Origin of the sequence: Streptomyces dryopteridis, assembly GCF_049606955.1 — a bacterium.
Lineage (GTDB): Bacteria > Actinomycetota > Actinomycetes > Streptomycetales > Streptomycetaceae > Streptomyces.
The window spans coordinates 60,066-84,619 of record NZ_CP187114.1; the positions used below are offsets into that span (position 1 = coordinate 60,066).

Sequence of the window (24,554 nt, forward strand, 5' to 3'; positions counted from 1 at the left end):
TGATGGGCGTGATCCACCGTGACCTCGATGTCCTCGTCGTGGGTGCCGGACCGGTCGGGCTCACGGCGGCCCTGGCGCTCGCGCGGTCGGGCGTCTCCGTGCGCCTGGTGGACGCCGCGTCCGGCCCGGCCGCCACCAGCCGCGCCCTCGGCACGCACGCCCGCACCCTGGAGGTCTACGACCAGCTCGACGTCCTCGGCGACATCGCCCCGCACGGCACGAGGGTCAACGCCTTCGTCCGCCACCGCGACGACGGCGCGCACCGGGCCGACTTCGACTTCGGGGACCTGCCGACCCGGTTCCCGTACATGTTCAACGTCGAGCAGGTGCACGGAGCGCGTGCTGCGCGGACACGCCGCCGCCGCGGGGGTCGCGGTGGAGTGGCGCACGGCGCTGACCTCGTTCGAGCAGGACGGGGAGTCCGTCACGGCGGAGTTGAGCGTCGGCGAGGGGTCCGGCGCGCGGCGGGAGACGGTGCGCGCCCGGTACCTGTGGGGGTGCGACGGCGGGCACTCCACCGTCCGCAAGGCCCTCGGTCTGCCGCTGACCGGTCACACCGCCCGGACCTGGCTGATCGCCGACGCCCTCGTGCGCACCGATCTGGACCGGGACGCCGTGCACTGGACCTTCCACGACACCGGTTCGCTGATGCTGTTCCCGTTCCCCGACCCCGGGAAGTGGCGGCTGTTGGACATGAGCGGCGACGGGGACCCGACGGATCCGGGGCGGGTCGCGCGGCGGTTCGGCGACCGCTTGTCCCGGGCCCTGGGGCGGGCCACGGCGGTCGCGGACCCCACGTGGGTGTCGCGGTTCACCATCCAGCAGCGCGCGGTCCCCGCGATGAGGGTGGGGCGGTGCTTCGTCTCGGGGGACGCCGCCCACGTCCACTCCCCCGCGTCCGGCCAGGGCCTCAACACGGGGATCCAGGACGCCTACAACCTGGCGTGGAAACTGTCCATGGTCCTGCGCGGCCACGCAGCCGCCGCGCTGCTCGACACCTACGACGCCGAGCGCGTGCCCGTCGGCCGGGCGCTGCTCGCCTCCACGGCGGAGGTCATGGACAAGACCGCGTCCCGTGCCGCCGACGGGGCCGATCCGGCCGCCGAGCGCGAGTTCACGCGTCGGCTCATCGCGAACATGTCGGGCCTGGAGATCGGATACCCCGACAGCCCCCTGACCCTGTCCGGGGAGGTGCCGGGACCGAGTCCGCGACCCGGCCGGCGCCTCCCGCAGGTCTCCGCCGGCGACGCCCACTCCCCAGGGTGGACGGCCCTGCGCGCCCGTCTCAGGACCCCGGTGTGGCACCTGCTCCGGTTCACCGGGAGCGGGCCCGCCGGCGAGGAGGAGCGGAGCGCCTCGTCGCGTCCCGTGCTGCCCTGGCTGGACGAGGTCGGGATCGGCCGGCGCCGCCCGGCCCGGGGCACCCCTGACGTCTGGGACCTCGACGGCCGGGTCCACGAGTCCCTGGCGGCGACCGAGGGCGACTGGATCCTCGTGCGCCCCGACGGGTACGTCAGCGCCCGGGGTGGCGGGGAGGCCGGACTGCGGGCCGCTCTCGACCGCCTGGCCCCCTTGCTGCCGACCCCGCGGTGACGCCACCTCCGAACATCCACCACACGAGAGCGGGGCGAGCGATGGACACGACACACCTCCCGAGCAACTGGGGGCGATGGGGGCAGGAGGATCAACGGGGCACGCTGAACCTCGTCGACGAGGCGGCCGGGCGGCGGGCCGCGGCCGAGGTGCGTGAGGGACGGCACGTCAGTCTGGCCCGCCGGGTGCGGCCGGTGCAGTTGACGACCGGACAGGGTCCCGTAGGCGGCCCCGCCACGATGCCCGCGGCCGTGCTCCAGACCATGAACTTCGGCGGCGTGCGGCCGCGGGCGATGACGGACAGCCTCCTCGTCAACACCCACAACGCGGGCCTGACCCACCTGGACGCCGTCTCCCACATGCCCGTCGACGGGCACGTCTACCCCGGCACGCCGTTGGAGCTCGCGGTGACCCCGACCGGTGTGCGGCACGGTTCGGCCGATCCGTTCGGCGACGGCGTCGTCACCCGGGCGGTGCTCCTGGACCTCGCGCCCCACGGGCGGCGTCTCCCCGCCGACCGGCGCGTCGGCGCCGACGACCTCGACGCCGCCCTCCGACGGACGGGCACCACGCTGACGCCCGGCGACGCCGTCGTCGTACGCGGGGGCTGGGACACCGACCTGCCGCTCGACCGGCCCGTGCCCGGCCTGGACCTCACGGCAGTGGGGTGGCTCGACGAACAGGGCGTGAGCGTGTACGTCGGGGACATCGGTGACGCCCGTCCTGCGGAGTTCCCCCTGCCGGTGCACCAGGTGGCCCTCGCCCGGCTGGGTCTGCCCCTGGTGGACGCCGCGGATCTCGAAGCGGCGGCCCGGTTGTGCGAGGCATCCGGCCGTTGGAGCTTCATGCTCGTCCTGGCGCCGCCGCGCATCACGGGCACCACCGGGCTCGTCGTCAACCCGATCGCCGTCTTCTGAACGGTGCGGAGGGTCCGGCCGTGTCCTCGGCCGGCGGGAACTCGCCTTGCCGGAATGGCCCGTTCGGCCCGGCGGAACCCCTCGACCACAAGGTGACCCCGGGCACCCGGGACCCTGCCCGGAGCCCGGCCCGGACGGTCCGCCGGCGGCGCGGAGGGCGGTCCGGGGTGGTGGCCTCGGTCCCGGCCGCACGACCGGCTCCGCCTACCCGTGGCAGGCCGGCAGGAACTCGATGCCCTCCGGTATTCCGTACTCGACCACCGCGAGATAGGCCCGGGGGATGTTGCACCCGACCTCGGTCCACTGGTACGCGATCACGCTCCACACCACGAACGCGAGCACCAGGATCGTGCGCCAAGTCTTCGCCATGGGTGCACCGTCCCCACCTCACCGGCGGACGACACGCTTCCGGCCCGGGGCGCCGCTCGGCACCGGACGTGCCGCGTCGGCGCGTGCGGCGCGGCGCCCGCCACGAGGTCGCGGTTCGTGGCGGGCCGGCACCGGAAACGGTGGGGCGTCAGGCGCGGGAGCGTCGGCCGCCGGTGATGACGCGGTAGAGGATCAGGAGGATGACGGAGCCGATGATGGCGGCGATCCAGGTGGAGAGGTCGAAGAAGCCGTCGATCGAGTCGACGCCGAATATGACCTTGCCGAGCCAGCCGCCGAGCAGACCGCCCGCGATACCGATCAGCGTGGTGATGATGATGCCGCCCGGGTCCCTGCCCGGCATCAGCGCCTTCGCGATGAGTCCGGCGAACAGTCCGATGAGGATCCACGCGATGATGCCCATGAAGGTCTCCTACCTGGTTGGATAAAGCCGGTGTCAGTGCTTCGTCTGCACCGATCGGAGAGCTTCAAACGTCGGAGGTGGCCTCCTCCCGAAACCGCGTCACCGCGCACGGGCGCGTCAGGCGGTGCGGACGGTGAGGCCGGCGGTTTCCAGCGCGTCGACCTCGTCGGCCGGGGCCGTGGTGTCCGTGACGAGGGTGTGCAGGAGGGCCGAGGGGCCCACGTGGGCGTGGGCGGTGCGGCCCAGCTTGGCGCCGTCGGCGGCCACGAGGGTCCGGCGCGAGCCGGAGATGGCCGCCTTCTTGACCGCGGCGTCGTCGAGGTCGTAGGCGGTGAGGCCGTCGGCGGCGCTCAGCCCGCAGCAGCCGATGACGGCGGTGTCGAAGCGCAGGGCCGCCAGGGAGGCGAGGGTGAGGGGCCCGATGAGGGCGCCTTCCGCCGCGCGGGGCTGCCCGCCGGGCACGATCAGGGTGGCGGGTCCGGCCTGTTCGGCGAACAGGTGGACGGCCTGCAGGGACAGGGGCATCACGGTGACGGGCCGTTCGCGCAGGAGACGCGCGATCTCCAGGCACGTGGTGCCGCTGTCCAGCAGCACGCTCTCACCGTCGGCGATCAGCGCGTTCACCCGGTCCGCGATGCGGCGCTTGGCGTCGACGGCCTCGCGCGCCCGCAGCGCGAAGGGCGGCTCCTGCCCCCGCAGGAGCAGGGTGCGGGCGCCGCCGCGGACGCGCTCCAGGACTCCCTGCGCGGCCAGGGCGTCGAGGTCGCGCCGGATGGTCATCTCCGACGCGCCCGTCAGCCCCGCGAGCTCCTGGACCGTGGCGCCGCCGGAGTCCCGGACTGCCTTCGCGATCAACCCGTGGCGGTCTGCGTTGTTCATGTCGCGATTGAACACCACGCGGAAACGAACATGCAAGATGTTCATTAACGAGCTCATCGAACACAAGGGATGTTCGCTATGATGTTTGTGGGTGGCCTGGGCTCGCGCTCGGCGACCACACACGCCCACACACTCGAACGGGAGACCCCCAGATGACGACCTCGCCTCGCCCCACCCCGCTGCCCCGCGTCCGCGCCTCCGTCGCCGCGGCGGCCGCGTGGTTCTTCGCCACCGGCCTTGCTCTGGCCCCCCGCGACCTCCTCACCCCCACCACCCACACCTGCACCTGCGCGACACCTCGCGGCTGAACACCCGACGCGCCGTGTCGGTGCCGGCTATCCGAGCCAGACGATGTTGAGCACCGTGAGCCGGCGCATCGGCCTGTTGACCCAGTAGGTGAGGGTGAGGAGGCCGGCGGAGACGTAGCGGACGTCCTCGCCCTCGGAGTCGTCCGCGTTCCACGGACCGAAGCGCCAGGGGTCGCGGGCCGCGGTGTCCAGGAGGTCCCAGACCGTGTCCTCGACGTGTTCGGGCACGGTCGCGAGGGTCTTGGCCGCTGCCGAGGCGAATCGCACCGCGTAGGGGGTGTCGGTCATCGGCGTCGTCCGCGGAGTTCCGCCATGTCGACCGTGTCCACGCTGTCGTCGCACTCCGAGGCCAGGAACGCGTCCACGGCGGGGGCGTGGGCCAGGCGGCCCTGCCATTCCCGCACCACGTCGTAGAGGAGGCCGAGGGTGAAGGTGCGGCGGGATTCCTCCAGCGCGGCGGCCCAGTCCCGCTCGAACCTCGGCACCCACGCCTCGGCCCGTCGATCCGCGCGCAACGCGGCCAGCAACTCGCCCGGGGCACCGGGGGCCGGACCGACGGACGGCAGGGGAAGGTACTCGGGCTGGGCGCTCATCGGCTCCTCCAGAAGGGCTTCTCGGCATCACGGTAGCCGACCGGGGGCCGCCGGCAGGCGGCTCGTGGCGGGCCAGCCGCACCGTCGTCAGGAGAAACGGTCCTGTGCCGGCCGGCCCGCATGTCGGCTTGTCGGCACGGAGCGCGGCGGGTACACATCTCCCCACGGGTCATCGCATCCATCGATCGCCCCGTCCTTCCCGCGACAGACGCACCCCCGTTCCCGAGAGCGCCGGGGGTCCCTCCCCACCGCGCGAGCGCCCCATCACGCCGTCACCGGCACAGCCGGCGACGCCGACGGGCCCTTCGTCCAGCACCGGGAGTGTCACGTGGCCTCGTACCCCCGCCGTCCGATCCGGCGAGGACCGCCCGCGCGCGCCCGGCGCACGACCGTTCCCCTCACGCGACGGAAACTCACCATGCCCCCACCACCCGAGGTCACGTACCGCGCCTGGAGACCCTCCGACGTTCCGGGGATGATCACGGCGGTCGACCTGATGTCCCCGGAAAGCGTGTACTGGCGCCTGGGAATCGGCGCCCCGCGCCTGCCGATCTCGTACTTCCGCGAGGTCCTCGACCGCGCCCCGGAGGAATGGAACGCGGTCCTGGCCGAGTCCCGCGAGGAGATCGTCGCCTGGGCCGAATACGCGCGGCTCGCCCCGGGCCACCCGCACGCCGACGTCGCCGTGATCGTCACGGACCCGTTCCAGAGACGGGGCGTCGCCTCACGACTCCTGCGGAAGTTACGCCCCTTGGCCCTCCGTGACGGGGTGCGGTGTTTCCAGGCGAGGATCAACAGTGCGAACAGGCCCGCCCTGCGGACGCTGGAATCGGTCCTCCCCTCGGCCACGCCGGTCGAACGCCGCCACGACGAGGTGGAGTTCCTGATCGACCTGTCCGCGTTCCCGTGACCTGGGAGGGTTCAGTCCTGGCGGGCGAAGCGGTGTGCGGCCCAGGTCAGGGCCGCGAGGCCGACGGTGAGGAGCACGGCGGCCTCCAGCGGCGGAGAGGGCTGCCGGCCGAACCACTCGATGCCGGGGGCCGCGTGCTCGGGGACCCGGTGGCTGATGGTACGGCGCAGGAGGTCCACCCCGTGCGCGAGCGGGTTGACCGCGGCCGTCGCCCGGGCCCAGCCCGGCAGGTTCTCCACCGGGAAGAACCCGCCCGACAGGAAGAGCAGGGGCATCATCACGACGCCGAGCAGGACGTGGAAGACCTCGGGCCGGCGCAGGGTGACGGCGAGCGCCACGGACAGGGAGGTGAGGGTGAAGGAGACGAGGAGCAGGCCGCCGAACAGCGAGGCGAGCAGCACGGGGTCGTAGGGCAGGCCGACCGCCCCGCACAGGGAGAGCAGCACGCCGCCTTGCAGGGCCGCGACGGCGGTGCCCCCGGCGCAGTTCCCCAGCAGGAGGGTGGTGCGCCCGACCGGGGCCATCAGCAGTTCGCGCAGGTAGCCGCTCTGCCGGTCGATGATCAGGCGGACGCCGACCATGACGGCCGGGGTCTGGACGGTCATCATGAGGATGCCGGGGAAGAGGTAGGTCTGGTATCCCGTGCCCAGGGCGGAGGCCGGCACCAGGGCGGCCATGCCGCCGCCGAGGACGAACAGGTACAGCACCGGTTGGAGCAGGACCAGCGCCGTGTGCGCGGGTTGGCCGACCATGCGGCTGAGGTCCCGGTGGACCAGGGCGTGCACGGCGCGCAGTTCCCGTCGCACCCGGGTCGCCTCCCGCACGTCGGAGGCGGGGGCGGGGGCGCGGGTCGTGGGTGTGCTCACCGGGACCCTCCTCGGGGGTGTCGCGCGGTGTCGATGCTGCGCCCGGTGTGGTGGAAGAAGACGTCGTCGAGGGTCGGGCCGGCCACGGAGGCGGCCCGTACCGCGATCCCGTCCGTCTCCAGGGCGGCGCAGAGGCGGGGGATCCAGGTGCTGCCGTCGGGGACGTGCAGGCGGAGGCCGTCGGCGTCGGTGGTGAGGGGGGTGCCCGGTGGGGTGATGCGTTCGACGATCCGGTGCGCGGCGCCGTCGTCGTCGGTGCGCAGCGTCACGCGGTCGTCCTTGATGCCGGCCTTCAGTTCGGAGGCGGTGCCGTGGGCGACCAGCCGTCCGGAGTCGATGACGGCGAGGCGGTCGCAGTTCTCCGCCTCCTCCAGGTAGTGGGTGGTGACGAAGAGGGTGGTGCCGTGCTCTTCCCGCAGGGTGCGCAGGTGGTCCCAGACCTGGGCGCGGGCGTGCGGGTCGAGTCCGGTGGTCGGTTCGTCGAGGAAGAGGATCGTGGGTTCGTGGAGGAGGCCGCGGGCGAGTTCCAGCCGGCGGCGCATGCCGCCCGAGAGGGTCCGCACGGGGTGTCGGCGGCGGTCGGTGAGGGCCACGACCTCAAGGGTTTCGGCGACTCGGCGGCGGCCGTGGCGGCGGCTCATGCCGTAGAGGCGGGTGTGGATGTACAGGTTCTGTTCGGCCGTCAGGTCGGGGTCGAGGGCGCTGTGCTGGAAGAGCATGCCGACGTGGCGGCGGACCCGGTCGGGGTGTTCGCGCACGTCGGCGCCGGCGACGAGGGCGTGTCCGGAGGTGGGGCGGGTGAGGGCGCAGAGCATGGCGATGGTGGTGGACTTGCCGGCGCCGTTGGGGCCGAGGAAGGCGAAGGTCTCGCCTCGGTGGACGGCGAGGTCGATGCCGTGGACGGCGTGGGTGGTGGTGCCGTCGGGGCCCGGGTAGCTCTTGGCCAGGGCGTGGGTGGTGATGGCGGGGTCGGCGGCGGGCCGGGGTGCGGGGGCGGTGTCGAGGAGGCGGGTCGCGGGGCGGGGGTCGTGCCCGGGGCGGGGCGGCATGGGCGGGTCCCTTTCTGCGGGGGGGGTCCCGCCGGTGGGCGTACGGGGCGCACTCCGGCCGGTGACCGCGCGGGGGCGGTCACCGGCCGGAGCCGACGTGGTCCGTTCCTCGTGGTTCCCGGCCCCGGTGGGGCGGGTCACGGGGCGGACCTACGGGATCAGGCGCAGCTGATGCCGATACAGACGGTGTTGAGGAGGGTCAGGAGGCCGGCGCACTCGCAGGTCCCGCCGAACGCGACCGCGTCGGTGGCGATCGGGTCGGTCTCCGGGAGGGCGTGCAGCTGGGTCAGGAGGTCGAAGTCGGTGTTCTCCATGGCGTTCTCCGTTTCTCGGGGGTGGTGGCGGCGGTGGGCCCGCCGCTCGACCCGGCTACCGGAACATCCAGTGCCGGGGGTCTGGGTGGTGGATCCGCGAGAGGAAGGCGAGGATGCCGGCGGATCCGTCGCTCCAGCTCGTCGAGACGTCCCCGTATTCGTTGGGGAAGACGACGTGGCCTTCGCGTTCGGCGCGTTCGGCGAGGATGAGGCGGGCCAGGTCCTCGGCCGCCGTGTGGTGGGCGGGGTCGCCGGTGGCGGCCGCCAGGTCGAGGAGGAAGTCCCCGTTCCCGGCGAGGCCGTGGCATTGGGTGAGGGGGGCGCGGGAGGCCCGTTCGACGACGGCGCGGGCGGCGTGGCGGGCGAGGTCGCCGAAGCGGTCGTCGCCGGTGGCCTGCCAGAGGCGGATCAGGAAGGAGCCGATGCCGGCCGAGCCGTGGCACCAGTAGGCGGCGGTGGCGGGGTCGCCGGACTGCGCGGGCCAGTGCGCGGCCCCGTCGATCATCAGGACGTCGGCGAGGAGGGTCTCGCCGGCCGCGACGGCGAGGTCGAGGTGTTCGCGACGGTGGGAGACGGCCCGGGCCGCGAGGAGGAAGGTGCCGATGCCGGCGGTGCCGTGGGCGTAGCCGAGGTAGCGCTTGTCGGCGGCGGCGGACAGCGCTTCGGCGGGGACGGGCCAGCCGACGGAGGGGCCGTCGCGACGGGCGCCGGCCGCGAGCCGGTCGGCGCGGTCCTCGACGAGACGGGCCAGGCGGGGGTCTCCGGTGCGTCGCCACAGGTGGGCGGCGGCGAGTCCGCTGCCGGCGTGGCCGTGGGTGATGTCGTGGTGGACGGTGTCCTCTTGGGGGGCGAGGGCCAGGGCGAGGGCGTGGGCGGTCAGGGCGGTGTCGTCGAGGGCCCGGCCGGCGTCGTGGAGGGCCCATGCGGTGCCGAGGCCGCCGAAGTGCAGTCCGGGGCGGATGGAGCGGGTGTCGGTGCGGGCCGCGATCCAGTGGGCGGCGGTCGAGACGGTCTTGGCCAGGCGGGGGTCGTCGGTGCGTTCGAGTCGTCGGGTCAGGACCGCGAGGACCCCGGCGGCGCCCTGTTGGACGGTGGTGGGGTCGGTTTCGCCCACCGCCGTGGAGACGGGCCAGAGCCGGTGCTCGTCCGTGGGGTCCATCGAGTCGACGAGGTGCTCGACGATGCCGGCGATCGTGGCGTCGACGGCGTCGCGGATCGGGGTGCGCGGCGGGGTGTGGCGGGGGCTCGTGGTCGGGGCGGGGTGGGCTCGGTCCGCGGGGCGCAGGGCCCGGCGGGCCTCGGCCGGCCCGTGGCGGCGGGTCGGGTCGTCCCGCATCAGTGCGAGGACGGTGTCGGCGAAGGCTTCGGGGAGGGCGAGGGCCTCGTGGCAGGCGTGCAGCCAGTCGGCGAGGCGGTGTTCGGGGCCGCGCCGGTCGGCGGGGCGTTCGGGCAGGAACTGGGGGACCTTGCCGGTGAGGGTGAAGCAGAGGGCGGCGCCGAGGCTGTAGTGGTCGGCGCTCGGTGCGACGGGGGCGAGGTCGAGGCGTTCGGGGGCGCTGAAGCCGGGGGTGCCCACGGTGGTGGGGCGGGCCTCGTCGCCGGTGAGGACGGCGAGCTCCAGGTCGATGAGGCGGAGTTCGCCGTCGGGGCGGACCATGATGTTGGCGGGGGTGAGGTCGCGCAGGACACAGCCCCGGGCGTGGGCGGCCGCGAGCAGGTCGACGAGGCGTCGGGCGTGGGCCAGGGCGTCCTGGCGGTAGCGGGCGGCGCCGACGTCACGGAAGTGTTCGGCGACCCAGGTGCGCAGGGTGACGCCGGGTATCTCCTCCTCGGCCAGGAAGAGGTGTCCGGCGTGTTCGAAGACGGCGAGGAGCGCGGGGGCGAGGTCCGTGCCCCCGAGCCTCTCCAGGGTGCGGGCCTCGGCGCGCAGGCCGTCGCGCACGTCGCGGCCGTCGGCGTCGGCCTCGACGTGGGGTCGGGCCTCTTTGACGATGACGGGGGCGCCGGTGGTGAGGTCGGTGCCGCGGTAGACGCCGCCCTTGTTGGTGTGCCGGATGGCCTCCTTGACGGCGAACCGGCCGCCGAGCACCACCGACCGGTTCGCCGCTCCGTCCGGGCGGGCGGGCGGCGCGGGGGTGGCAGTGGTGTCGGGGAAGGGGCTGCGGGCCCAGGCGGGCGGGGCGTACTGTCCGGTGCGCTTGTCCTCGACGGGGTTGCCGTCGGGGTCCTCGATGTACCACACCAGCAGGCCGTCCTCGGAGAGCCTGCGGCGGCCCACGAAGGCGCCGTAGCGGTAGTGGACGAGGCTGTCGGGGGTGTAGGGCCGGTCGGAGAGGATGCGGGGTCCGGGCAGGCCGGTGGTCGTCTCGTGCAGTTCGCGGGCGATGCGGGCGGCGTCCTCGTCGGTGCGCGGGTAGACGGTGATGAACTTGCCCGAGCCGCCGCGCGGCGCGGCGCGGGAGTTGAGGACGCCGACCCGTTCGGCGGAACGGGCGAATTTGAACGGCGACCGGTCGCGCAGGAGGACGTCCAGGGCCCTGACGAGGACCTCGGGGGCGGACGCGGGCGTCGCGGACACGTGTAACTTCCACCCTTGCGCCCGCGGTGGTACGGACGGGAGAGCGAGTCGGCACCAGGTCTCGTCCGTGTCGGTGGTCCACCGTGCCGGGTCCTCGGTGCGTTCCAGGGCCCGGCGCAGCAGGTCCTCGAAGTCCGCTCCGGTCGCGTGCTGGGGCATGCCTGCCTCTCTTTGCGGTGGACGGGGCACCGGTCGACGCGCCGGTTCGGCGGGGGTGCGTCAGGGCGCTCGTGTGGTGTGGGTGCGGCGAAGCGGAACGCTGTGGAGCGAGGTGCCGGGATGGCCCCGTGGGTGCGGCGTCGCATTGCGCGTTCGCGTCGCGTCACGGCCGGGAGCGGACGTGCATCGGACGGGGCGAAGGCGTTGGGCGTACCGCGGGGGAGAATCGTTTCTCGGGCCGGATACGGGCACTTCCGGTCCGCCGCTTACGTTCACCAGCTTTCCGCTCACGGGGTGGTCAGTAAAGAGCCGGATTCGGCCAGGGAAGCGCCGGGGCTTGTTCGAGTGCGTGTCACGGGCGCCGATGGATCACGGCCGGGTCGTTGAGCTGCGGGAGATGACGGTGCTTCAACGTTCACTCGTTTCGGAGGTTGGCCGAAGGCTCGACCCAAGGCGAGTTGCGGCCCCCTCGACCCCCACCCGTGACACGTGATTCGAAAACCCGATTGGCGCGTTCTCGAATACCGTTCACATTCGGCCATGTCGACCTCGGCGTCGAATTCCCCCGTTCCTCGGCCGTCCCGGGAGTACCACGGGACACCCACCCGGACCGTCCCGCCCGAACCGCGGGTACTGCCGCGCGGCCCCTGAAACCCGTGGTGGTGGCCCGGTCCCTGGTGCGGGCGCCGGTGCGCCGGCACGCGGGCGCGTCCGCCGGACCGGCGGCCCGTGCGGCCGGCCGAATCCACCCGGGCGGGGCGGCGGCGTGCCGCGCCGGCGAGTTTCGTACGTTCGGTGCGGTGTCGCCGGCTCGTCCGTACGCCTCATTTCCGTCCGAGGGCGCGGCCCTTTCGTTTCTCATATCGCCACCGGCTGTTCGGACTCGGCCTTGTCGCGGGAGTCGCGGCGTACGCCGGCGCGCCGGAATCGGGCACCGGCGCGTTTCCGGGCGCGATGAGGAATTTCTCCGACGGATGCCCGTAATTTCCCCGACCCCGATTTTCCCGACCCCGATTTTCCGCCGGCGTGCGCCCGGTGTGACCGATCCCCATTCTCCGGGCAGGGCGCGCGGGCCCGCGAGGGAACACCACCGACCCCGCCCGCGCCCTCGACGCCCCCGCCCTCACAGGCGTATCGAGGCCGCGACGGGCAGGTGGTCACTGCCGGTGCGGGGCAGGGTCCAGGCCGAGACCGGCTCGGCTCCTTGGACGAAGATCTGGTCGATCCGGACCACCGGCGCCGCCGCCGGCCAGCTGAACCCGAAGCCGGCTCCCGCGACCAGTTGCGCGGAGCGCATGCGCGAGGCGATGGGGGCCAGGCCCCGGTCGTCGGTGGTGCCGTTGAAGTCGCCCATCACGATCCTGCGCGCCTCCGGCGCCCCGTCCACCGCCCGCGCGAGCCGGCCGATCGCGGCGTCGCGGTCGCGCGTGGTGAAGCCCTCCGCCGCGCGCACCCGGACCGACGGGAGGTGGGCGACGAAGACCGCGACGGGCCCTTCGGGCGTGCGGACCGTCGCCCGCAGCGCGCGCGTCCAGGCCATGATGGCGACCGGTCGGACCTCGGTCAGCGGCATTCTGCTCCAGATCCCGACCGTCCCCTCGACCCGGTGGTAGGGGTAGGCGGCGTTCATCCCCCGCTCGTAGGCCGGGATGTGCGCGGGGACCAGTTTCTCCAGTCCGATCACGTCGGCGCCCGACGCGACCAGGGCGCGGGCCGTTCCGTCCGGGTCGGGGTTGTCGTCGTCCACGTTGTGGCTCACCACGCGCAACCCGCCCCCCGTGCCCCGCTTGTCGTGGAGCTGCCCGCCGAACAGGCAGGCCCACACCGTGGCGGGCAGGAGCACGGCGATCAGCGCGAGGGGGGAGCGGCGCAGCAGGGCGAGCAGGGCCAGTAGCGCGATGGGGAGCCAGGCCCAGGGCAGGAAGCTCTCCACCAGGCCGAGCAGCCGGCCGGGCCCGTTCGGCATCCGCCCGTGCCACAGCAGCACCGCCGCGCATACGGCGGCGATCGCCGTCAGGACCCGACCGCGCCGTGGGATGCGGCCCGTTCCGCGGCCGCCGGGGCCCGAGGTACGGGGCTCGGGGGTTCGGATCCCGGTCACGGCGTGCCCTCCGCAGTGGCCGCGAGACCGGCGCGGACGGCCGTGAGCAGTCGTCCGCTGCCCTCCACGGCGGCGTGGAGGCCGTCGGCGGCGGAGATCCCCGCCTTCTGGTGCAGGACCACACCCAGGATGAGCGGGCCGCCCCCGTCCGGTCGGGTCCGGGCCGCCCACAGGAGATTGCCGCCCGCCGGTGTCGTCGACCCCGTCTTGATGCCGACGACTCCCGGCGTCTCCAGCAGGGAGTTGCTGTTGACGACCGGCCCGGTCACGCCCGGTACCGTCGTGCGGCGGGTGGCGACGATCTCGCGGAACACCTCGTCCCGCATCGCCTCGCGGGCCAGGCGCAGCTGGTCCTCGGCGGTGCTGACCGTCGCCTCCTCGATGCCGCTGGGGCACGTGTAGGTGGTGCGGGTCATGCCCAGCCTCGCCGCCGCCTCGTTCATCCGCCGCACGAAGCCCCGCTCGTCGCCCGCGTCCCAGCGGGCGAGCAGCCGCGCGATGTTGTTGCCGGAGGGCAGCAGGAGCAGGGTGAGCAGTTGGCGTTCCGTGTAGGCGTGCCCCGCCTGGACCGGTGCGGTGGACTCGGTGGTCGAACGGGCCTCGTCGGCGGCCCGTCGGTCGGCGACGATCGCCGGGCCCTCCGCCCCGGGCCGCAGCGGGTGGTCGCGCAGGATGACGTACGCGGTCATCACCTTGGTGACGCTGGCGATCGGGACGGGTGTCCCGTCCCCGTGCGCGCCGAGGGGGCCCACTCCCTCCACCTCGACGCCCGCCTGCCCCTCCGCGGGCCAGGGCAGGGACGCGGCGAAAGCCGGTGTGGGGGGCGCGGGCGCCGGGGAGGCGGCGACGGGCACGACGGCCGACGGGGCCGGGGACCCCGTGCCGGACGGATGCCCTCCGAAGAGGAGGAGGATTCCGCAGCCGGCGACGGAAAGGAGGACGGCGGTCACGCGGACGGCGGGCCCGCGCCGGAACCAGGCCACGGCGACCGGTGGGGCGGGGCGATGGCGGGGCGTCACAGAACGGCCTCCGAGGGGGGGAGAACAACGGCTCCCTCACCCTTCCGGGGTCGCATGTCGGGACAATGCGCGCAATGTCACCGTTGGCGCTTGATCGTATTGCGATGGTGTATCGGCCGACCCTCCCCCCGCACGCGTCGCCCGGCTCTCGAATCGCCTCCGGGGCCGGGTCGCGTGGCCGGTAGGAGCGGGCCGGTTGTGGCTTGTCACGCTCTGGTGGCGTTCGTCCGCCCACCTGAACAATGAGGGCCGTCGACGATGGATCATGTGGCCCGGGGACGGGCGGGAGAGGCGGCGGTCATGGCTCGGAGAACCTGGGGCACGGCGTTGGCGGCGATGGGCCTGGCCGCGACCGGGCTGGTGGGGACGGCGAGTCCGGCCTCGGCCGGGGTGATCGACGTGGAGTGCGTGGGGACGTTCGGTCGCTCGTTCTCCCCGGGGCTCTCCCCCGCCACCCAGCCGACGCTGGTCACCAACACCAGCACCTACTCCACCTGCCTGACCGGGGCGAGCGGCACCGGCGTCGACGCCGGCACCTTCGACCTGAGCTGCGTCCCGGTCACCGCCGGCCCGCCGGCGATCGAGACGATCGGCTGGAACGACGCCCAGGGGTCGAGTTCCACGATCTCGTGGAGCGCCCCCACGGCCGTCGGTCAGACCGTGGTCCTGACCGGCCGGGTAACCTCCGGCCTGTACGCCGGGGACACCGCCACCAAGATCACCTCGGGCGTCAGCTACCTGGGCTCTCTGCCGGGCTGCCTCTTGGGCGTCCCCGTGACCACCGGCACCGGCTTGGTCGACAGCCTCCTGCTCACCGGCTGACCCCGCGTCCGGCGGCCGGACCACCGGAGGTACAGGCCGATCAGGAGGGACAGCCACATCGCGGCGAAGAGCCACCCCCCGATCACGTCGCCGACCCAGTGGACGCCGAGCTCGACGCGGGTGAGACCGACGGCCGCGCCCCACAGGGCGATCGCGGCGACCGCCGCGCGGGGCGGGCGGTCGCCGCGCAGGGACAACGCCGCCACGAGAAGCCCGGCGGTCATCGCCGCCGTGGCCGCGTGGCCGGAGGGGAAGGCCCAGCCGGAGGCCCGCGTGGCCCAGTCGCCGATCGGGGGGCGGGCGCGGCCCACTCCCGTCATGACCGCGTACCGCACGGCCTGTCCGGCTCCCAGGGCCGACAGGAGCAACGCCGCCGTCACCGCGCCCCCGCGCGGGGTGCGGCCCGCGACCAGGCCGCCCGCCAGGAGCAGCAGGTAGGGCAGGACCCCGGTCCCGGTGTCCGTCAACGCCCGCGCCACCACCACGACGGCGGGCGGACGGTGCTCCACCGACCAGCGGTGCGCCACGGCCTCGCCGGGCAGGAGCCGGCCCTGCGCCCGCACCACCCACAGCGTCAGGAGCGAGAACAGCGCGCCGGCGATGAGCGCGGACCACCACGCGGCCCCGAGCACGAGCGCGGGGCGGCGCGGCCGGCACCCGCGAGGGAACCCCCGCATCACACGGTCCCGTCGCGCCGCGCGCCGGCACGTCGCGAGCGGAGCAGTTCGATCGCCAACGGGAGCAGCGAGACGGCGACGACGAGCGCGACGACCGGCAGCAGGTAGCGGTCGACGCCGGGGATCGAGGAACCGAGCCCGTAGCCGGCGAGGACGAGGCCGACCGTCCACACGAGACCGCCGACGACCTGCCAGAGGGCGAACACGCGGGCCGGCACGCCGAGGGCCCCCGCGAGCGGGTTGACGACCGTGCGCACCACGGGCACGAACCGTGCCAGGACCACGGCCTTCGCGTGCCCGTAGCGCGTCAGGAACCGCTCCGCGCGTGCGACGCCCTCGCGCAGGCGCACGCCGCCGCTCCGCGCGAGCAGCGCCCCGCCCGCCCTGCGTCCGATCAGGTAGCCCACCTGGGCGCCGACCAGCGCGCCGAGGACCGAGGCGGCCAGGACGGCGGGCAGCGACAGGGTCGCGGACCCGTTCACGCCGTCGGCGCACAGGAGACCCGCGGTGAAGAGGAGCGAGTCCCCGGGGAGGAAGAAGCCGACCAGGAGGCCGGTCTCGGCGAACATCACCACCGCGATGCCGAGCACGCCGAAGGCGGCGAGGAGCGCATTGGCGTCGAGCAGGTTGAGCGCGAGGGTGGTGGTGTGAACGGAAGCGGCCATGGAGGAAGGGCCTCTCACTGGGTGCGCCGGCGCAGCCCTCGGGGCCCGTCGGCGACTACAAGACAGTAGACGGTCTACTGCACTGTAGACGAAAACGCCGCGCACCCGCGCTCACCCGACGCACCACGCCGGCACGGCGCCGCACCCGTCGTCGGCGACGACACCCTCGGAGCCCTCGGCGGCGCGGGACTCAGGTGTCGGGGTCGACTTCGGGGTGGGTGAATCGCACCGGCTTGCCGAGCGACCGGGCGTAGGCGATCTCGCCTCGGGTGCTGTCCCCGATGTAATCGCCGACGACGAGCACCTCGTCAGCGAGCAGGATCTTCGCCCGGTGCAGTTCGTCGAGTCGCACCTTCAACGCCGCGGCCTCGGCGGGATCGGACCACAGCGCGTGCGGCGACTTCGGATCGCACCCCGGCTTGACGACGATCCGTCCGGCTTCGGTCTCCCGCAGGTCTGCCTCGGACATCTCGGGCATGAAACGAGTGGAGCCGCAGATCGCGACGATGCGCGGGAGCCCCAGCCGCTTCTTCGCTTCGGCGAGCTTCTCGGCGGGGGTGATCGCTTCCGGGGATGACACAGGATGCACACCTTCCGTGGTCGCTCGTGGGAGGGGAGCCCGGCGGTGAGTTCACGGTAGGGGTTCACGACGTCCTCGGCACAGAGGGTGGTGGCCTCGCGCCGGGAAGGGACGCCGGTGTCGCCGTGCCGACCCGGCCGCAGACGGGCGACCCCTTCCGACCCGCGCGCGCTCGCTCTTGCGTTCCGCGTGGCGGCGCACCGAGGAACGCGTTGGGGCCCTTGCGGGTCACGGGGTTCGCGGGTGTCTCGTTCGGGTGCTGGTGGGACGGCGGAGTTGCTGGTATCCATGCGGGGCGCCTTCGGGTGCGACGAGGCATCGGGGGGTGCTGTGGGGGAGAGTCTGACGGCCGCGGATCCGGATCGGGTCGGTGGTTATCGCTTGGCCTCGCGTCTTGGCCAGGGGGGTCAGGGCGTGGTGTACGAGGCGTACGACGCGGAGGGCGTCCGGGTCGCGGTGAAGCTGCTGCACCCGGGCGCTGGGCCGGAGGCTCTGCGGATGTTCCGCCGGGAGGGGCGGGCCGCGCGACGCGTGGCCGCCTTCTGCACGGCCCGGGTGCTGGAGGTGTCCGGGGACGACGAGAACGCGACGGCCGGCGCCAGGGGCGACGGTCCGGCGGGGGACGGCGGGGCGTTCCTCGTCAGCGAGTACGTCCCGGGCCCCAGCCTCGCCGACCACGTACGGGAACACGGCGCCCTGGAGGCGGACGCTCTCGTCCGCCTGGCCATCGGAGTGGCGACGGCGTTGTCCGCGATCCACCACGCCTCCGTGATCCACCGGGATCTGAAGCCCGCCAACGTCCTGTTGGGTCCGGACGGGCCCCGGATCATCGACTTCGGGATCGCTCGCGCTCCCGACATGTCCCTGACCGCGCCGGGGGTGATCATGGGCACCTTCGGTTTCATGGCGCCCGAGATCCTGGCCGGGCAGCGGGCGACTCGGGCCTCGGACGTCTTCTCCTGGGGCGCCACCCTCCTGTACGCCTCCGGGGGTGGGATCCCCTATCGGGGGGAGACCGTGATGGAGGCCGCCTACCGGGCCGTGTCCGTCGAGCCCGACCTCGGCACGGTGCCGGCGGCGATCCGCCCCGTGGTGGCCCGGGCGCTGTCCCGGGACCCCGCTCGGCGTCCCGCGGCAGCCGAGCTGCTGGACGTTCTCCTGGGCGCCCCGGTCTCGTGGGACCCTGCGCGCGAAGGCCGTGGGCGCGGGCCCGACCACACGGCCGCCGGCCCGGCCGGCTCCGGGGCGGGGCCCGCCGATCCGCGGCTGCTGTTGCTGCGTGAGGGGGCCCGGCGGGCCCGCGCCCTCGTGGTGCCGACGGCCGTGGCCGCCGAGGCGCCCTTGGGCGAGCGGGCGGAACTGGCGTACCTGGGGCTGTCCCCGGAGCAACGACGGGTCGCGCACGAGGTGATGTTGCGGCTGGTGGTCCCCGGTGATCGGGTCGACGGCTCCGAGGACGGCGTGCGGACCGCCTCGGGGCGCGAGTTGCGCGACGGGCGCGCCGAGGGCGGGCGTGGTGACGTGGCGGTGGTGGTGGACCGGCTGGTCGCCGTCGGGCTGCTCGTGCGCGTCGGGGACGAGGGCGGGGTGCGGCCCGGCGGATCCGCCGCGTTGACCGCGTGGCCGCGCCTGCGGGAGTGGGTGGCGGCCGACCGGTCCGGGCTGGCCCTGCGGGCCCGGATCGTGGAGGCGACCCGGACCTGGGAGGAGCACGGGCGGCGGCGGGAGGACCTGCCTCGGGGCACGCTGCTCCTGCGGGCCGCGGCCTGGGCCGCCGTCGCCCCGGGGCACCTGAGGCTCGTGCCCGCCGAGCGGGAGTGCCTGGAGCGGGCGCGGGAGAGCGCGGGACGTGCGGCACGGCGGCGCCGGTACCTGACCGCCGGTCTGTCCGCGGCCCTGGTGTCGGCTCTGCTGGCGGGCGGGGTGGCCTGGTATCAGAAGGAGGAGGTGGACCGTCGGCGCGCCGAACAGCGGGCCCGGTCGGCCGCGCAGACGGCGCAGACCTTGCGCGCGTCCGATCCGCGGGCCGCGATGCTCGTGGGGCTCGCCGCTTGGCGCACCGCGGAGATTCCCGAGTCCCGGGCCGCGTTGACGGCCGCCGCCACCCAACGCGAGATCGCGGTCACGGCGCTGCCCGCGTTCCGTTTCGCCCCCGGGTCCGAACGTGTGCTGACCGAATCGGGCGCGGCGGTCGTCACCAACACCGATCGGGGCGGATTGCGGCGCGTGCCGCTGCTCGACCCCGCGCAGCGGCCTTCCGCGGTGGCCGCCGCCAAGGAGACGCATCTGGCGTTCGACGTCAACCTGAGCCGGTCCGGGGCCTTCGTCGTGACGGTCGACTCCCAGAGCCGACGGGTCACGGTCCGTTCGGTGCGGAGCGGCGCGGTCCTCGGACGCCCCTTCGATCTGAACGGTCGGAGCGTTTCCGGGGTCACCGACAAGGGCGACCTGCTGTTGTCCTCCGGCAACGACCGGTCCCCGACCCTGGTCTCCCCCGCGGGCGAGACCCTCGCCACCCTGCCGCCCTCCGTCGTCCGGGTCTCCCCGGACGGCAGGCACGCGGTCAGTTGCCTTTCCCCCGTGCGCCTGTGGGACATCACCCCCCAGGGCGAGGCGGTCCGTGAGCGTGAACTGTTCGCCTCGGCCCCGCAGGACGCGTCGGACCAGAACTCTTGCGATCGGGCCGCCCAGTTCACCTCGGACAGCGCCACGGTGCTGAAACACGTCAGCACGGGTCAGGGCGAGGAGACCGTCGTCCTCACCCCTGTCGGGCCCGACGGGCCGGGCCGGACCGTGACGCTCACCGGGCTCCCGGCGGGACTGCGCCCCAGTTCGGGCGGCCGATTCATGGTGGGCACGGGGGTCACGGGGGACGTGGAGGTGTGGAGCGCCGCCGGCGGCACCGGACCGCTGCTGCGGCTGCCGCTCCCGGGCCGTCCCACCGCCGGCCGGAGCCTCGTCAAGGTGGCCCTCGCCGAGGACACCGGGACCCTGCTCGTCCTGGACGGCGACACCGTCCGGCACCTGGACCTGACCGAGGTCCTCGGCGGCGCCGGGGTCGACGACTCGACGGCGGCCCGCGCCGTGTCCGCCGACGGCAGGTTCGCGCTGCGCTCTGTCCGCGTACCCGGCCGGGGGGAGGGGGCGCCGCACGAGTACACGAGCCGGATCGTGGATCTGCGGACCGGCCGGCAGGTCGGTGCGAGCATCCCCGTGGACCTGCGCGCGTACGAGTCGCTCCCGGCACCGGCGCTCGGCGGTCTCGACGACATCGGCCGCTTCGCCGCGTACGCCACGTGGGACTCCCGTGACCGGTACGGGGTCGGGCTCTGGGACGTCCGCGCGGCTCGGGCGGTGGGGTTTTGGCCCGCCCGGCAGAACTGGCTGCCCGCCTGGTTCCGGTTCTCCCCCGACGGCCGGCATCTCGCCGTGGCGGACGTGGCGGCCGGGGTTCCGGACTCCGACAGCGGCATGCTGCGGGTCTACGACCTGCGGGCCGAGAAGGAGGTGCGGGTGTGGGAGAACACCAGCGCCCGAGGGGCCTTCAGCCCCGACGGCTCCCGGTTCCTCACCACCGACGGGAAGTCCCTCGACCTCGCCACCGGCGCCCTGCGTGACACGGGCTTGGGAGAGGGGGTGAGCGAACTGCTCTTCTCCCCGAACGGCCGCACCCTCGCCGTACGTCGCGCCACCGGGATCGTGGAACTGTGGGACGGGGCCGTGACCCGCCGGACGGCGGCCCTCAGCGGGACCGCGGACGACGAGGACCCGCGCCGATCGAGCGGCCCCGGCCTGCTGTTCTCTCCCGACGGCCGGCTCCTCGCCTCTCCGACGGGCACGGACTCGGTGCAGCTCTGGGACCCGGTCGCGGCGCTCGCGCTGGGCGCTCCGATCCCGCGGTCCGGGCGGGCCATCGAGGCCATGGGATTCGACGGGACGATCCTGCGGACGCTCAACGGGAACGGCGCTTACGCCGTCGACCTGGCCCCGGATTCCCTGGCCGCCCGCGTGTGCGCTCGCGCCGGCCGTGACCTGACGCGGGAGGAATGGGCCGCGTACGTCCCCGACACCCCGTACCGCCGCCTCTGCTGAGCGGGACTCATCGTTCATCGGGGCGGGCCTGTTCACGACGGGCCGGCGGGCGGCGTTGGATGTGGCGGGCGATGGCCAGCACGATCGGCGCCGTGAGCCAGCACAGGTACGCGCTCGGGCCCGACAGCAGGAACGCGAGGGGAATGGACGCCCCGAAGACCGCGGCGAGGCAGACGCTGCGCACCAGGCTCTCGGCGAAGACCCGGGGCGGGGCGTCCGTCCGGTACAGGTGTGCGCGCCGGATCTCCCGGATGATCAGCGCGAACGACGTCGAGGCCAGGACCTGGACGAGCGCGTACAGGCCGAACCGGGGTGGGAAGGCGCCGTCGGCGGTGATCACCCTGGTCGCGAACGGCATCAGGACCTGCATGAACAGCCAGACCAGGGTGAGGCCGGTGAGGCGGTTGTTCAGGGTGTCGACGTACCGGAAGATCTCGTGGTGGGCGCGCCAGTGGGCGGCGATCACCACGAAGCTGATCCCGAAGGCCAGGTACTCCTTGCCGTGCGCGGCCACCGAGTCGAACATGGCGGCGGTGGTGTCGCCGGAGGGGACGGGGAGGTCCAGGGCGAGCAGGGTGAGGGCGATGGCGATCGCCGCGTCGACGAAGGCGGTGAGGCGGTCGGCGGCGCGGGCTCCCGCTACGCCGGTTCCGTCGTCGGGCCCGAGGCCGGTGTGGGTGGTCATGGTGAGGAGCAGCTCCCTCTGGCTCAGGCGCCGGTTTCCGCGGTCCTCCGGGGCGTGGCCGGCAGGCGCCGGGATTTCACGGCCAGGACGATCATGACGGCCGGGACGAGGATGTCGGTGACAAGGACCCCGCCGGTGTTTCCCGGGGCGTGGTCGCCGCCCGCGAACCACTGGTAGAGGTGTCCGGCCGCGGCTCCCCAGAGGAACATGCCGCCGCCGAGCCCGATCGTGATCCGCTCCCGCGCGGAGGCCGAGGCGGCCCGGAATCCCATGACCGCGAGTCCGAGGTTGGCGAAGGCGATCTCGACCATGAAGGGCGTGCGCTCGAAGCCGATGGCCGTGGCCATGGTGTCCGGGAAGGCGAGGAACGCGATCGTCATCCACAGGCTGCCGCAGCCGAAGGCGCCGATGGCCCACCAGCGCTGCCAGATCTCCAGGGCCTGGTCGGGTGAGGAGGCTTTGCGGGCCCGGAGGAAGGCACCGGCGGCCGGTACCACGATCCAGACCAGGGGGAAGGCGGATTGCGCGACGTACGAGGTGGCGTCCATGCATTCATTCTTAACGCGTTAACATTAACCCGTCAAGAGTCGGGTAGGGTGATGGTCGTGGACGACGGACTCGGAGATCTGCTGCACCGCGTGGTCATGCTGCTGGGCGAGGCGGCCCGGGAGCGCACCGGCGGCGCCGGCGGCGGCTTGACCTACAGCCAGATACGACTCCTGGGCACGCTGGAGGAGATCGAGCCGGCGACACAGCACCGGCTCGCGCAGGCACTCTCCGTGTCCGACCCGGCGGTCAGCCGCTCACTCCGGCCGCTGGAGGCCGAGGCGCTGGTGGAGATCACCGTCGACCCCGAACACGCGCGCCGTCGGCTGGTCCGCCTGACCGATTCCGGGCGGGACGCGTTCCACACCGTCGGGAAACCGCTCGCCGACGAGTTCCGGGACCGGCTGCTCACCGCCGGCTTCCCCTACGACCGCTACCTCGCGGACACCCTCCGCCTGGCCGAACTCCTCGCCGAGGACTGACCCCGGCACCCCGACCCCGGTCAGCGGCCGGGCATCGCGGCATCGGGCGTCGCGGCACCGGGCCCGGCGGCGGTGGGGGCGCCGGCGACGCGGCGCTCGCCGCCGTTGCGCTCCTGCCACAGCCGGTACACCTCGACGGCGTCCGCGCGGTCCTCGTGGCGCATCGGCAGTCGGCGCTCCGCCCAGGGCTTGCCGATCTCCTCGTAGAAGGTGCCGAGTTCGAAGTACTTGCGATCGTCCACGTAGTGCGGCTCGTAGGCGTCCCGGGTGGTGAGGAAGACCACCTCGTCCGGGGAGCAGTAGTAGAGCGCGCCCAGGCACATCGGGCAGGGCAGGGCCAGGATGTACACGGTGGCGCCGGTGAGGTGCTCCGTGCCGAGCCGGGTGCACGCCTCGCGGATGGCGAGGATCTCGGCGTGCGCGGTGGGGTCACTCGTCTGGGCCACCAAGTTGGGGCTCTGGGCCAGGATCTCGCCGTCCTTGACGATGACGGTGGCGAAGGGGCGCCCGCCCTCGGTGACGTTGCGGCGGGCGAGGTCGATGGTGTGCTGCGCGAAGTCCATGGAATCCTCCGGAGGTGGTGGTGTCGGGAACGGGGACGGGAACGGGGACGGGAACGGGGATGGGCCGGGGGCGGTGGGGGGGGGGGGGGGGTGTGTGCCGCCCCCGCCCCACCGGGTCCCGGGTCGGGCCGGCCGGAAGGGCTCGGTCAGAAGGGCTTGGTCGGGAGGTACTTGCCGTCGAAGGTGATGACCGCGCGCTCCCCGCCGTCGGGGTCGGCGACCTTCTTCACGTCCATCCGGAAGTTGATGGCGGAGATGATGCCGTCACCGAACTGCTCGTGGACCAGGGCCTTCAGCGTGGTGCCGTAGACCTGGAGCATCTCGTAGAAGCGGTACATGGTCGGGTCGGTGGGGATCCGGTTCGGCATCGAGCCCCGGACCGGGATGGTCTGGAGCAGCATGGCCGCGTCCTCGTCCAGGTCCAGGAGGGCGGCCACCGCCTTGGCCGACTCCTCGGGCAGCGGGTGCTGGCCGAGGACGGCGGCGGTGGTGAAGGCCGGCGCGAGGCCGGCGGCGTCCGCGATCTCCTGCCAGGTGAGGTCCTTGCGGATCTTCGCGTCGACGGCGCGGACGGCCAGGGCTTCGCGGGCGGTGGGGTCGAACTGGGCGTGCACCATGATCGGTGGTCCTTCTCTGTGTGATGGGTCGAGGAATGGGCTGAGGGAGAGGGGTGTGAGCGAGGGGGTGGCCGGGTGGCTCAGGCGGCGAGGGTGACGGCCTCGGCGCCGGCCGCGGCGGCGTTCAGGTCCGCGACGTTCCCCGTGGGGATGTCGTAGACCCAGCCGCGCAGGGTGAGCTCGTCCGCCGCGAGGGCGCGGGCCACGGAGGGGTGCGTGGCCAGGTTGGCCAGTTGCGCGAGGACGTTGGCCCGTACCAGGGCGGGCACGTCGGCGTCGGCGGCGACGCGGGCCCGGGAGGCGTCGGCGTGCCGCAGCCAGGCCGCGACCGCCGGGGCCGCGCTCAGGTCGTGGTCCTCGGCGAGGGCGGTCATCGCGCCGCAGCCGGAGTGGCCGCAGATCACGATCTCCCGAACGCCGAGCACGGCGACCGCGTACTCGATGCCGGCGGCCACCGCGTCGGCCCCGGGGGCGTGGGCGGGGACCAGGTTGCCGGCGGTGCGGATGACGAACAGCTCGCCCGGTTCGGTGCCGGTGATCAGCTCGGGGACGACCCGGGCGTCGGAGCAGCTGATGAACAGGGTGCGCGGGGTGTGGTGGGTGGCCAGGTGGGCGAAGAGGTCCGCCTTGGCCGGGAAGACGTCCTGTTGGAAGCGGGCGACGCCCTCGACGAGGTCCTGCATGTGGTCACTTCCTTCGGGTGGTGATCAACCCCTGCGGGTTGGTGAGATCCACCCTGCACGACCTGC

At 73.8% G+C, this 24,554-nt stretch carries 25 protein-coding genes and 1 pseudogene; 7 read left to right on the top strand and 19 right to left on the bottom strand.

What is annotated here, in order from left to right; genetic code table 11:
- The first annotated feature begins 2 nt into the window (after positions 1 to 2).
- Both ACN20G_RS26630 and ACN20G_RS26635 read left to right on the top strand, forming a co-directional pair.
- Positions 3 to 1,593 (top strand): annotated as a pseudogene (locus ACN20G_RS26630) (FAD-dependent oxidoreductase).
- A gap of 41 nt (positions 1,594 to 1,634) precedes the next feature.
- On the top strand, positions 1,635 to 2,510 hold the full coding sequence (locus tag ACN20G_RS26635; protein WP_424215740.1) for a cyclase family protein: 876 nt from the start codon (positions 1,635 to 1,637) through the stop codon (positions 2,508 to 2,510).
- Positions 2,511 to 2,714: 204 nt separating this feature from the next.
- On the opposite strand, the gene ACN20G_RS26640 is transcribed toward ACN20G_RS26635, so the two are convergent.
- The 3 genes from ACN20G_RS26640 to ACN20G_RS26650 all read right to left on the bottom strand — a co-directional run bounded on the left by ACN20G_RS26640 (position 2,715) and on the right by ACN20G_RS26650 (position 4,179).
- Positions 2,715 to 2,879: a hypothetical protein gene (locus ACN20G_RS26640; protein WP_424215741.1), complete on the bottom strand. Its 165-nt coding sequence runs from the start codon at positions 2,877 to 2,879 to the stop codon at positions 2,715 to 2,717.
- 148 nt (positions 2,880 to 3,027) lie between these two features.
- The gene (locus tag ACN20G_RS26645; protein WP_424215742.1) at positions 3,028 to 3,300 is read right to left on the bottom strand and encodes a GlsB/YeaQ/YmgE family stress response membrane protein; all 273 of its coding nucleotides are present in this window, start codon (positions 3,298 to 3,300) and stop codon (positions 3,028 to 3,030) included.
- Positions 3,301 to 3,417: 117 nt separating this feature from the next.
- Entirely contained in the window at positions 3,418 to 4,179 is a 762-nt protein-coding gene (locus ACN20G_RS26650) for a DeoR/GlpR family DNA-binding transcription regulator (RefSeq protein WP_424215743.1), read from the bottom strand.
- A gap of 152 nt (positions 4,180 to 4,331) precedes the next feature.
- On the opposite strand from ACN20G_RS26650, the gene ACN20G_RS26655 reads away from it, so the two are divergent.
- Positions 4,332 to 4,487 carry a hypothetical protein gene (locus ACN20G_RS26655; RefSeq protein WP_424215744.1) on the top strand — a complete coding sequence of 52 codons (156 nt, stop codon included), beginning with the start codon at positions 4,332 to 4,334 and terminating at the stop codon, positions 4,485 to 4,487.
- Positions 4,488 to 4,514: 27 nt separating this feature from the next.
- On the opposite strand, the gene ACN20G_RS26660 is transcribed toward ACN20G_RS26655, so the two are convergent.
- Together ACN20G_RS26660 and ACN20G_RS26665 are read right to left on the bottom strand one after the other, a co-directional pair.
- Entirely contained in the window at positions 4,515 to 4,775 is a 261-nt protein-coding gene (locus ACN20G_RS26660; RefSeq protein WP_424215745.1) for a hypothetical protein, read from the bottom strand.
- Positions 4,772 to 5,080, bottom strand: a complete 309-nt coding sequence (locus tag ACN20G_RS26665; RefSeq protein WP_424215746.1) for a DUF6247 family protein — start codon at positions 5,078 to 5,080, stop codon at positions 4,772 to 4,774. Before ACN20G_RS26665 ends, ACN20G_RS26660 begins: the two co-directional genes overlap by 4 nt.
- Before the next feature lie 418 nt (positions 5,081 to 5,498).
- Between ACN20G_RS26665 and ACN20G_RS26670 the strand changes: the two genes are divergently transcribed.
- The gene (locus ACN20G_RS26670; protein ID WP_424215747.1) at positions 5,499 to 5,990 is read left to right on the top strand and encodes a GNAT family N-acetyltransferase; all 492 of its coding nucleotides are present in this window, start codon (positions 5,499 to 5,501) and stop codon (positions 5,988 to 5,990) included.
- 11 nt (positions 5,991 to 6,001) lie between these two features.
- On the opposite strand, the gene ACN20G_RS26675 is transcribed toward ACN20G_RS26670, so the two are convergent.
- The 6 genes from ACN20G_RS26675 to ACN20G_RS26700 form a co-directional block, all read right to left on the bottom strand.
- On the bottom strand, positions 6,002 to 6,856 hold the full coding sequence (locus ACN20G_RS26675; protein WP_424215748.1) for an ABC transporter permease: 855 nt from the start codon (positions 6,854 to 6,856) through the stop codon (positions 6,002 to 6,004).
- The gene (locus ACN20G_RS26680) at positions 6,853 to 7,905 is read right to left on the bottom strand and encodes an ATP-binding cassette domain-containing protein (RefSeq protein WP_424215749.1); all 1,053 of its coding nucleotides are present in this window, start codon (positions 7,903 to 7,905) and stop codon (positions 6,853 to 6,855) included. The genes ACN20G_RS26675 and ACN20G_RS26680 overlap by 4 nt, the downstream gene beginning before the upstream one ends.
- Positions 7,906 to 8,063: 158 nt before the next feature.
- Positions 8,064 to 8,219: a VenA family class IV lanthipeptide gene (locus ACN20G_RS26685; RefSeq protein WP_424215750.1), complete on the bottom strand. Its 156-nt coding sequence runs from the start codon at positions 8,217 to 8,219 to the stop codon at positions 8,064 to 8,066.
- A 55-nt stretch (positions 8,220 to 8,274) separates the two neighbouring features.
- Complete coding sequence (gene lanL, locus ACN20G_RS26690) at positions 8,275 to 10,956, bottom strand: class IV lanthionine synthetase LanL (protein WP_424215751.1); 2,682 nt, start codon at positions 10,954 to 10,956, stop codon at positions 8,275 to 8,277.
- Between the two features lie 1,123 nt (positions 10,957 to 12,079).
- The gene (locus ACN20G_RS26695; protein ID WP_424217371.1) at positions 12,080 to 12,994 is read right to left on the bottom strand and encodes an endonuclease/exonuclease/phosphatase family protein; all 915 of its coding nucleotides are present in this window, start codon (positions 12,992 to 12,994) and stop codon (positions 12,080 to 12,082) included.
- Between the two features lie 59 nt (positions 12,995 to 13,053).
- Positions 13,054 to 14,076: a D-alanyl-D-alanine carboxypeptidase family protein gene (locus ACN20G_RS26700; RefSeq protein ID WP_424215752.1), complete on the bottom strand. Its 1,023-nt coding sequence runs from the start codon at positions 14,074 to 14,076 to the stop codon at positions 13,054 to 13,056.
- Between the two features lie 300 nt (positions 14,077 to 14,376).
- On the opposite strand from ACN20G_RS26700, the gene ACN20G_RS26705 reads away from it, so the two are divergent.
- A complete protein-coding gene (locus ACN20G_RS26705) occupies positions 14,377 to 14,898 on the top strand; it encodes a hypothetical protein (protein WP_424215753.1) in 522 nt (173 codons plus the stop codon).
- Here ACN20G_RS26705 and ACN20G_RS26710 read toward each other — a convergent pair.
- From ACN20G_RS26710 to ACN20G_RS26720, 3 genes are all read right to left on the bottom strand, one after another.
- Positions 14,811 to 15,575: a phosphatase PAP2 family protein gene (locus ACN20G_RS26710; protein WP_424215754.1), complete on the bottom strand. Its 765-nt coding sequence runs from the start codon at positions 15,573 to 15,575 to the stop codon at positions 14,811 to 14,813. The genes ACN20G_RS26705 and ACN20G_RS26710 overlap by 88 nt on opposite strands.
- Positions 15,575 to 16,240: a DedA family protein gene (locus tag ACN20G_RS26715; RefSeq protein ID WP_424215755.1), complete on the bottom strand. Its 666-nt coding sequence runs from the start codon at positions 16,238 to 16,240 to the stop codon at positions 15,575 to 15,577. The genes ACN20G_RS26710 and ACN20G_RS26715 overlap by 1 nt, the downstream gene beginning before the upstream one ends.
- Positions 16,241 to 16,430: 190 nt before the next feature.
- Positions 16,431 to 16,820 (bottom strand): hypothetical protein, encoded by a 390-nt coding sequence (locus ACN20G_RS26720; RefSeq protein ID WP_424215756.1) that lies wholly within the window; start codon positions 16,818 to 16,820, stop codon positions 16,431 to 16,433.
- 381 nt (positions 16,821 to 17,201) lie between these two features.
- Between ACN20G_RS26720 and ACN20G_RS26725 the strand changes: the two genes are divergently transcribed.
- Positions 17,202 to 20,912: a protein kinase domain-containing protein gene (locus tag ACN20G_RS26725; protein WP_424215757.1), complete on the top strand. Its 3,711-nt coding sequence runs from the start codon at positions 17,202 to 17,204 to the stop codon at positions 20,910 to 20,912.
- A 7-nt stretch (positions 20,913 to 20,919) separates the two neighbouring features.
- Here ACN20G_RS26725 and ACN20G_RS26730 read toward each other — a convergent pair whose 3' ends face one another.
- The gene (locus ACN20G_RS26730) at positions 20,920 to 21,597 is read right to left on the bottom strand and encodes a TMEM175 family protein (RefSeq protein ID WP_424215758.1); all 678 of its coding nucleotides are present in this window, start codon (positions 21,595 to 21,597) and stop codon (positions 20,920 to 20,922) included.
- A 23-nt stretch (positions 21,598 to 21,620) separates the two neighbouring features.
- A complete protein-coding gene (locus ACN20G_RS26735; protein ID WP_424215759.1) occupies positions 21,621 to 22,145 on the bottom strand; it encodes a DUF6790 family protein in 525 nt (174 codons plus the stop codon).
- A 57-nt stretch (positions 22,146 to 22,202) separates the two neighbouring features.
- Between ACN20G_RS26735 and ACN20G_RS26740 the strand changes: the two genes are divergently transcribed.
- A complete protein-coding gene (locus ACN20G_RS26740; protein ID WP_424215760.1) occupies positions 22,203 to 22,625 on the top strand; it encodes a MarR family winged helix-turn-helix transcriptional regulator in 423 nt (140 codons plus the stop codon).
- 20 nt (positions 22,626 to 22,645) lie between these two features.
- Here the strand turns inward: ACN20G_RS26740 and ACN20G_RS26745 are convergent, their stop codons facing one another.
- The 3 genes from ACN20G_RS26745 to ACN20G_RS26755 form a co-directional block, all read right to left on the bottom strand.
- Positions 22,646 to 23,188, bottom strand: a complete 543-nt coding sequence (locus tag ACN20G_RS26745; protein ID WP_424215761.1) for a nucleoside deaminase — start codon at positions 23,186 to 23,188, stop codon at positions 22,646 to 22,648.
- Between the two features lie 146 nt (positions 23,189 to 23,334).
- Positions 23,335 to 23,805: a cyanase gene (gene cynS / locus ACN20G_RS26750; RefSeq protein ID WP_424215762.1), complete on the bottom strand. Its 471-nt coding sequence runs from the start codon at positions 23,803 to 23,805 to the stop codon at positions 23,335 to 23,337.
- 80 nt (positions 23,806 to 23,885) lie between these two features.
- Positions 23,886 to 24,488 carry a carbonic anhydrase gene (locus ACN20G_RS26755; protein ID WP_424215763.1) on the bottom strand — a complete coding sequence of 201 codons (603 nt, stop codon included), beginning with the start codon at positions 24,486 to 24,488 and terminating at the stop codon, positions 23,886 to 23,888.
- Positions 24,489 to 24,554 lie beyond the last annotated feature (66 nt).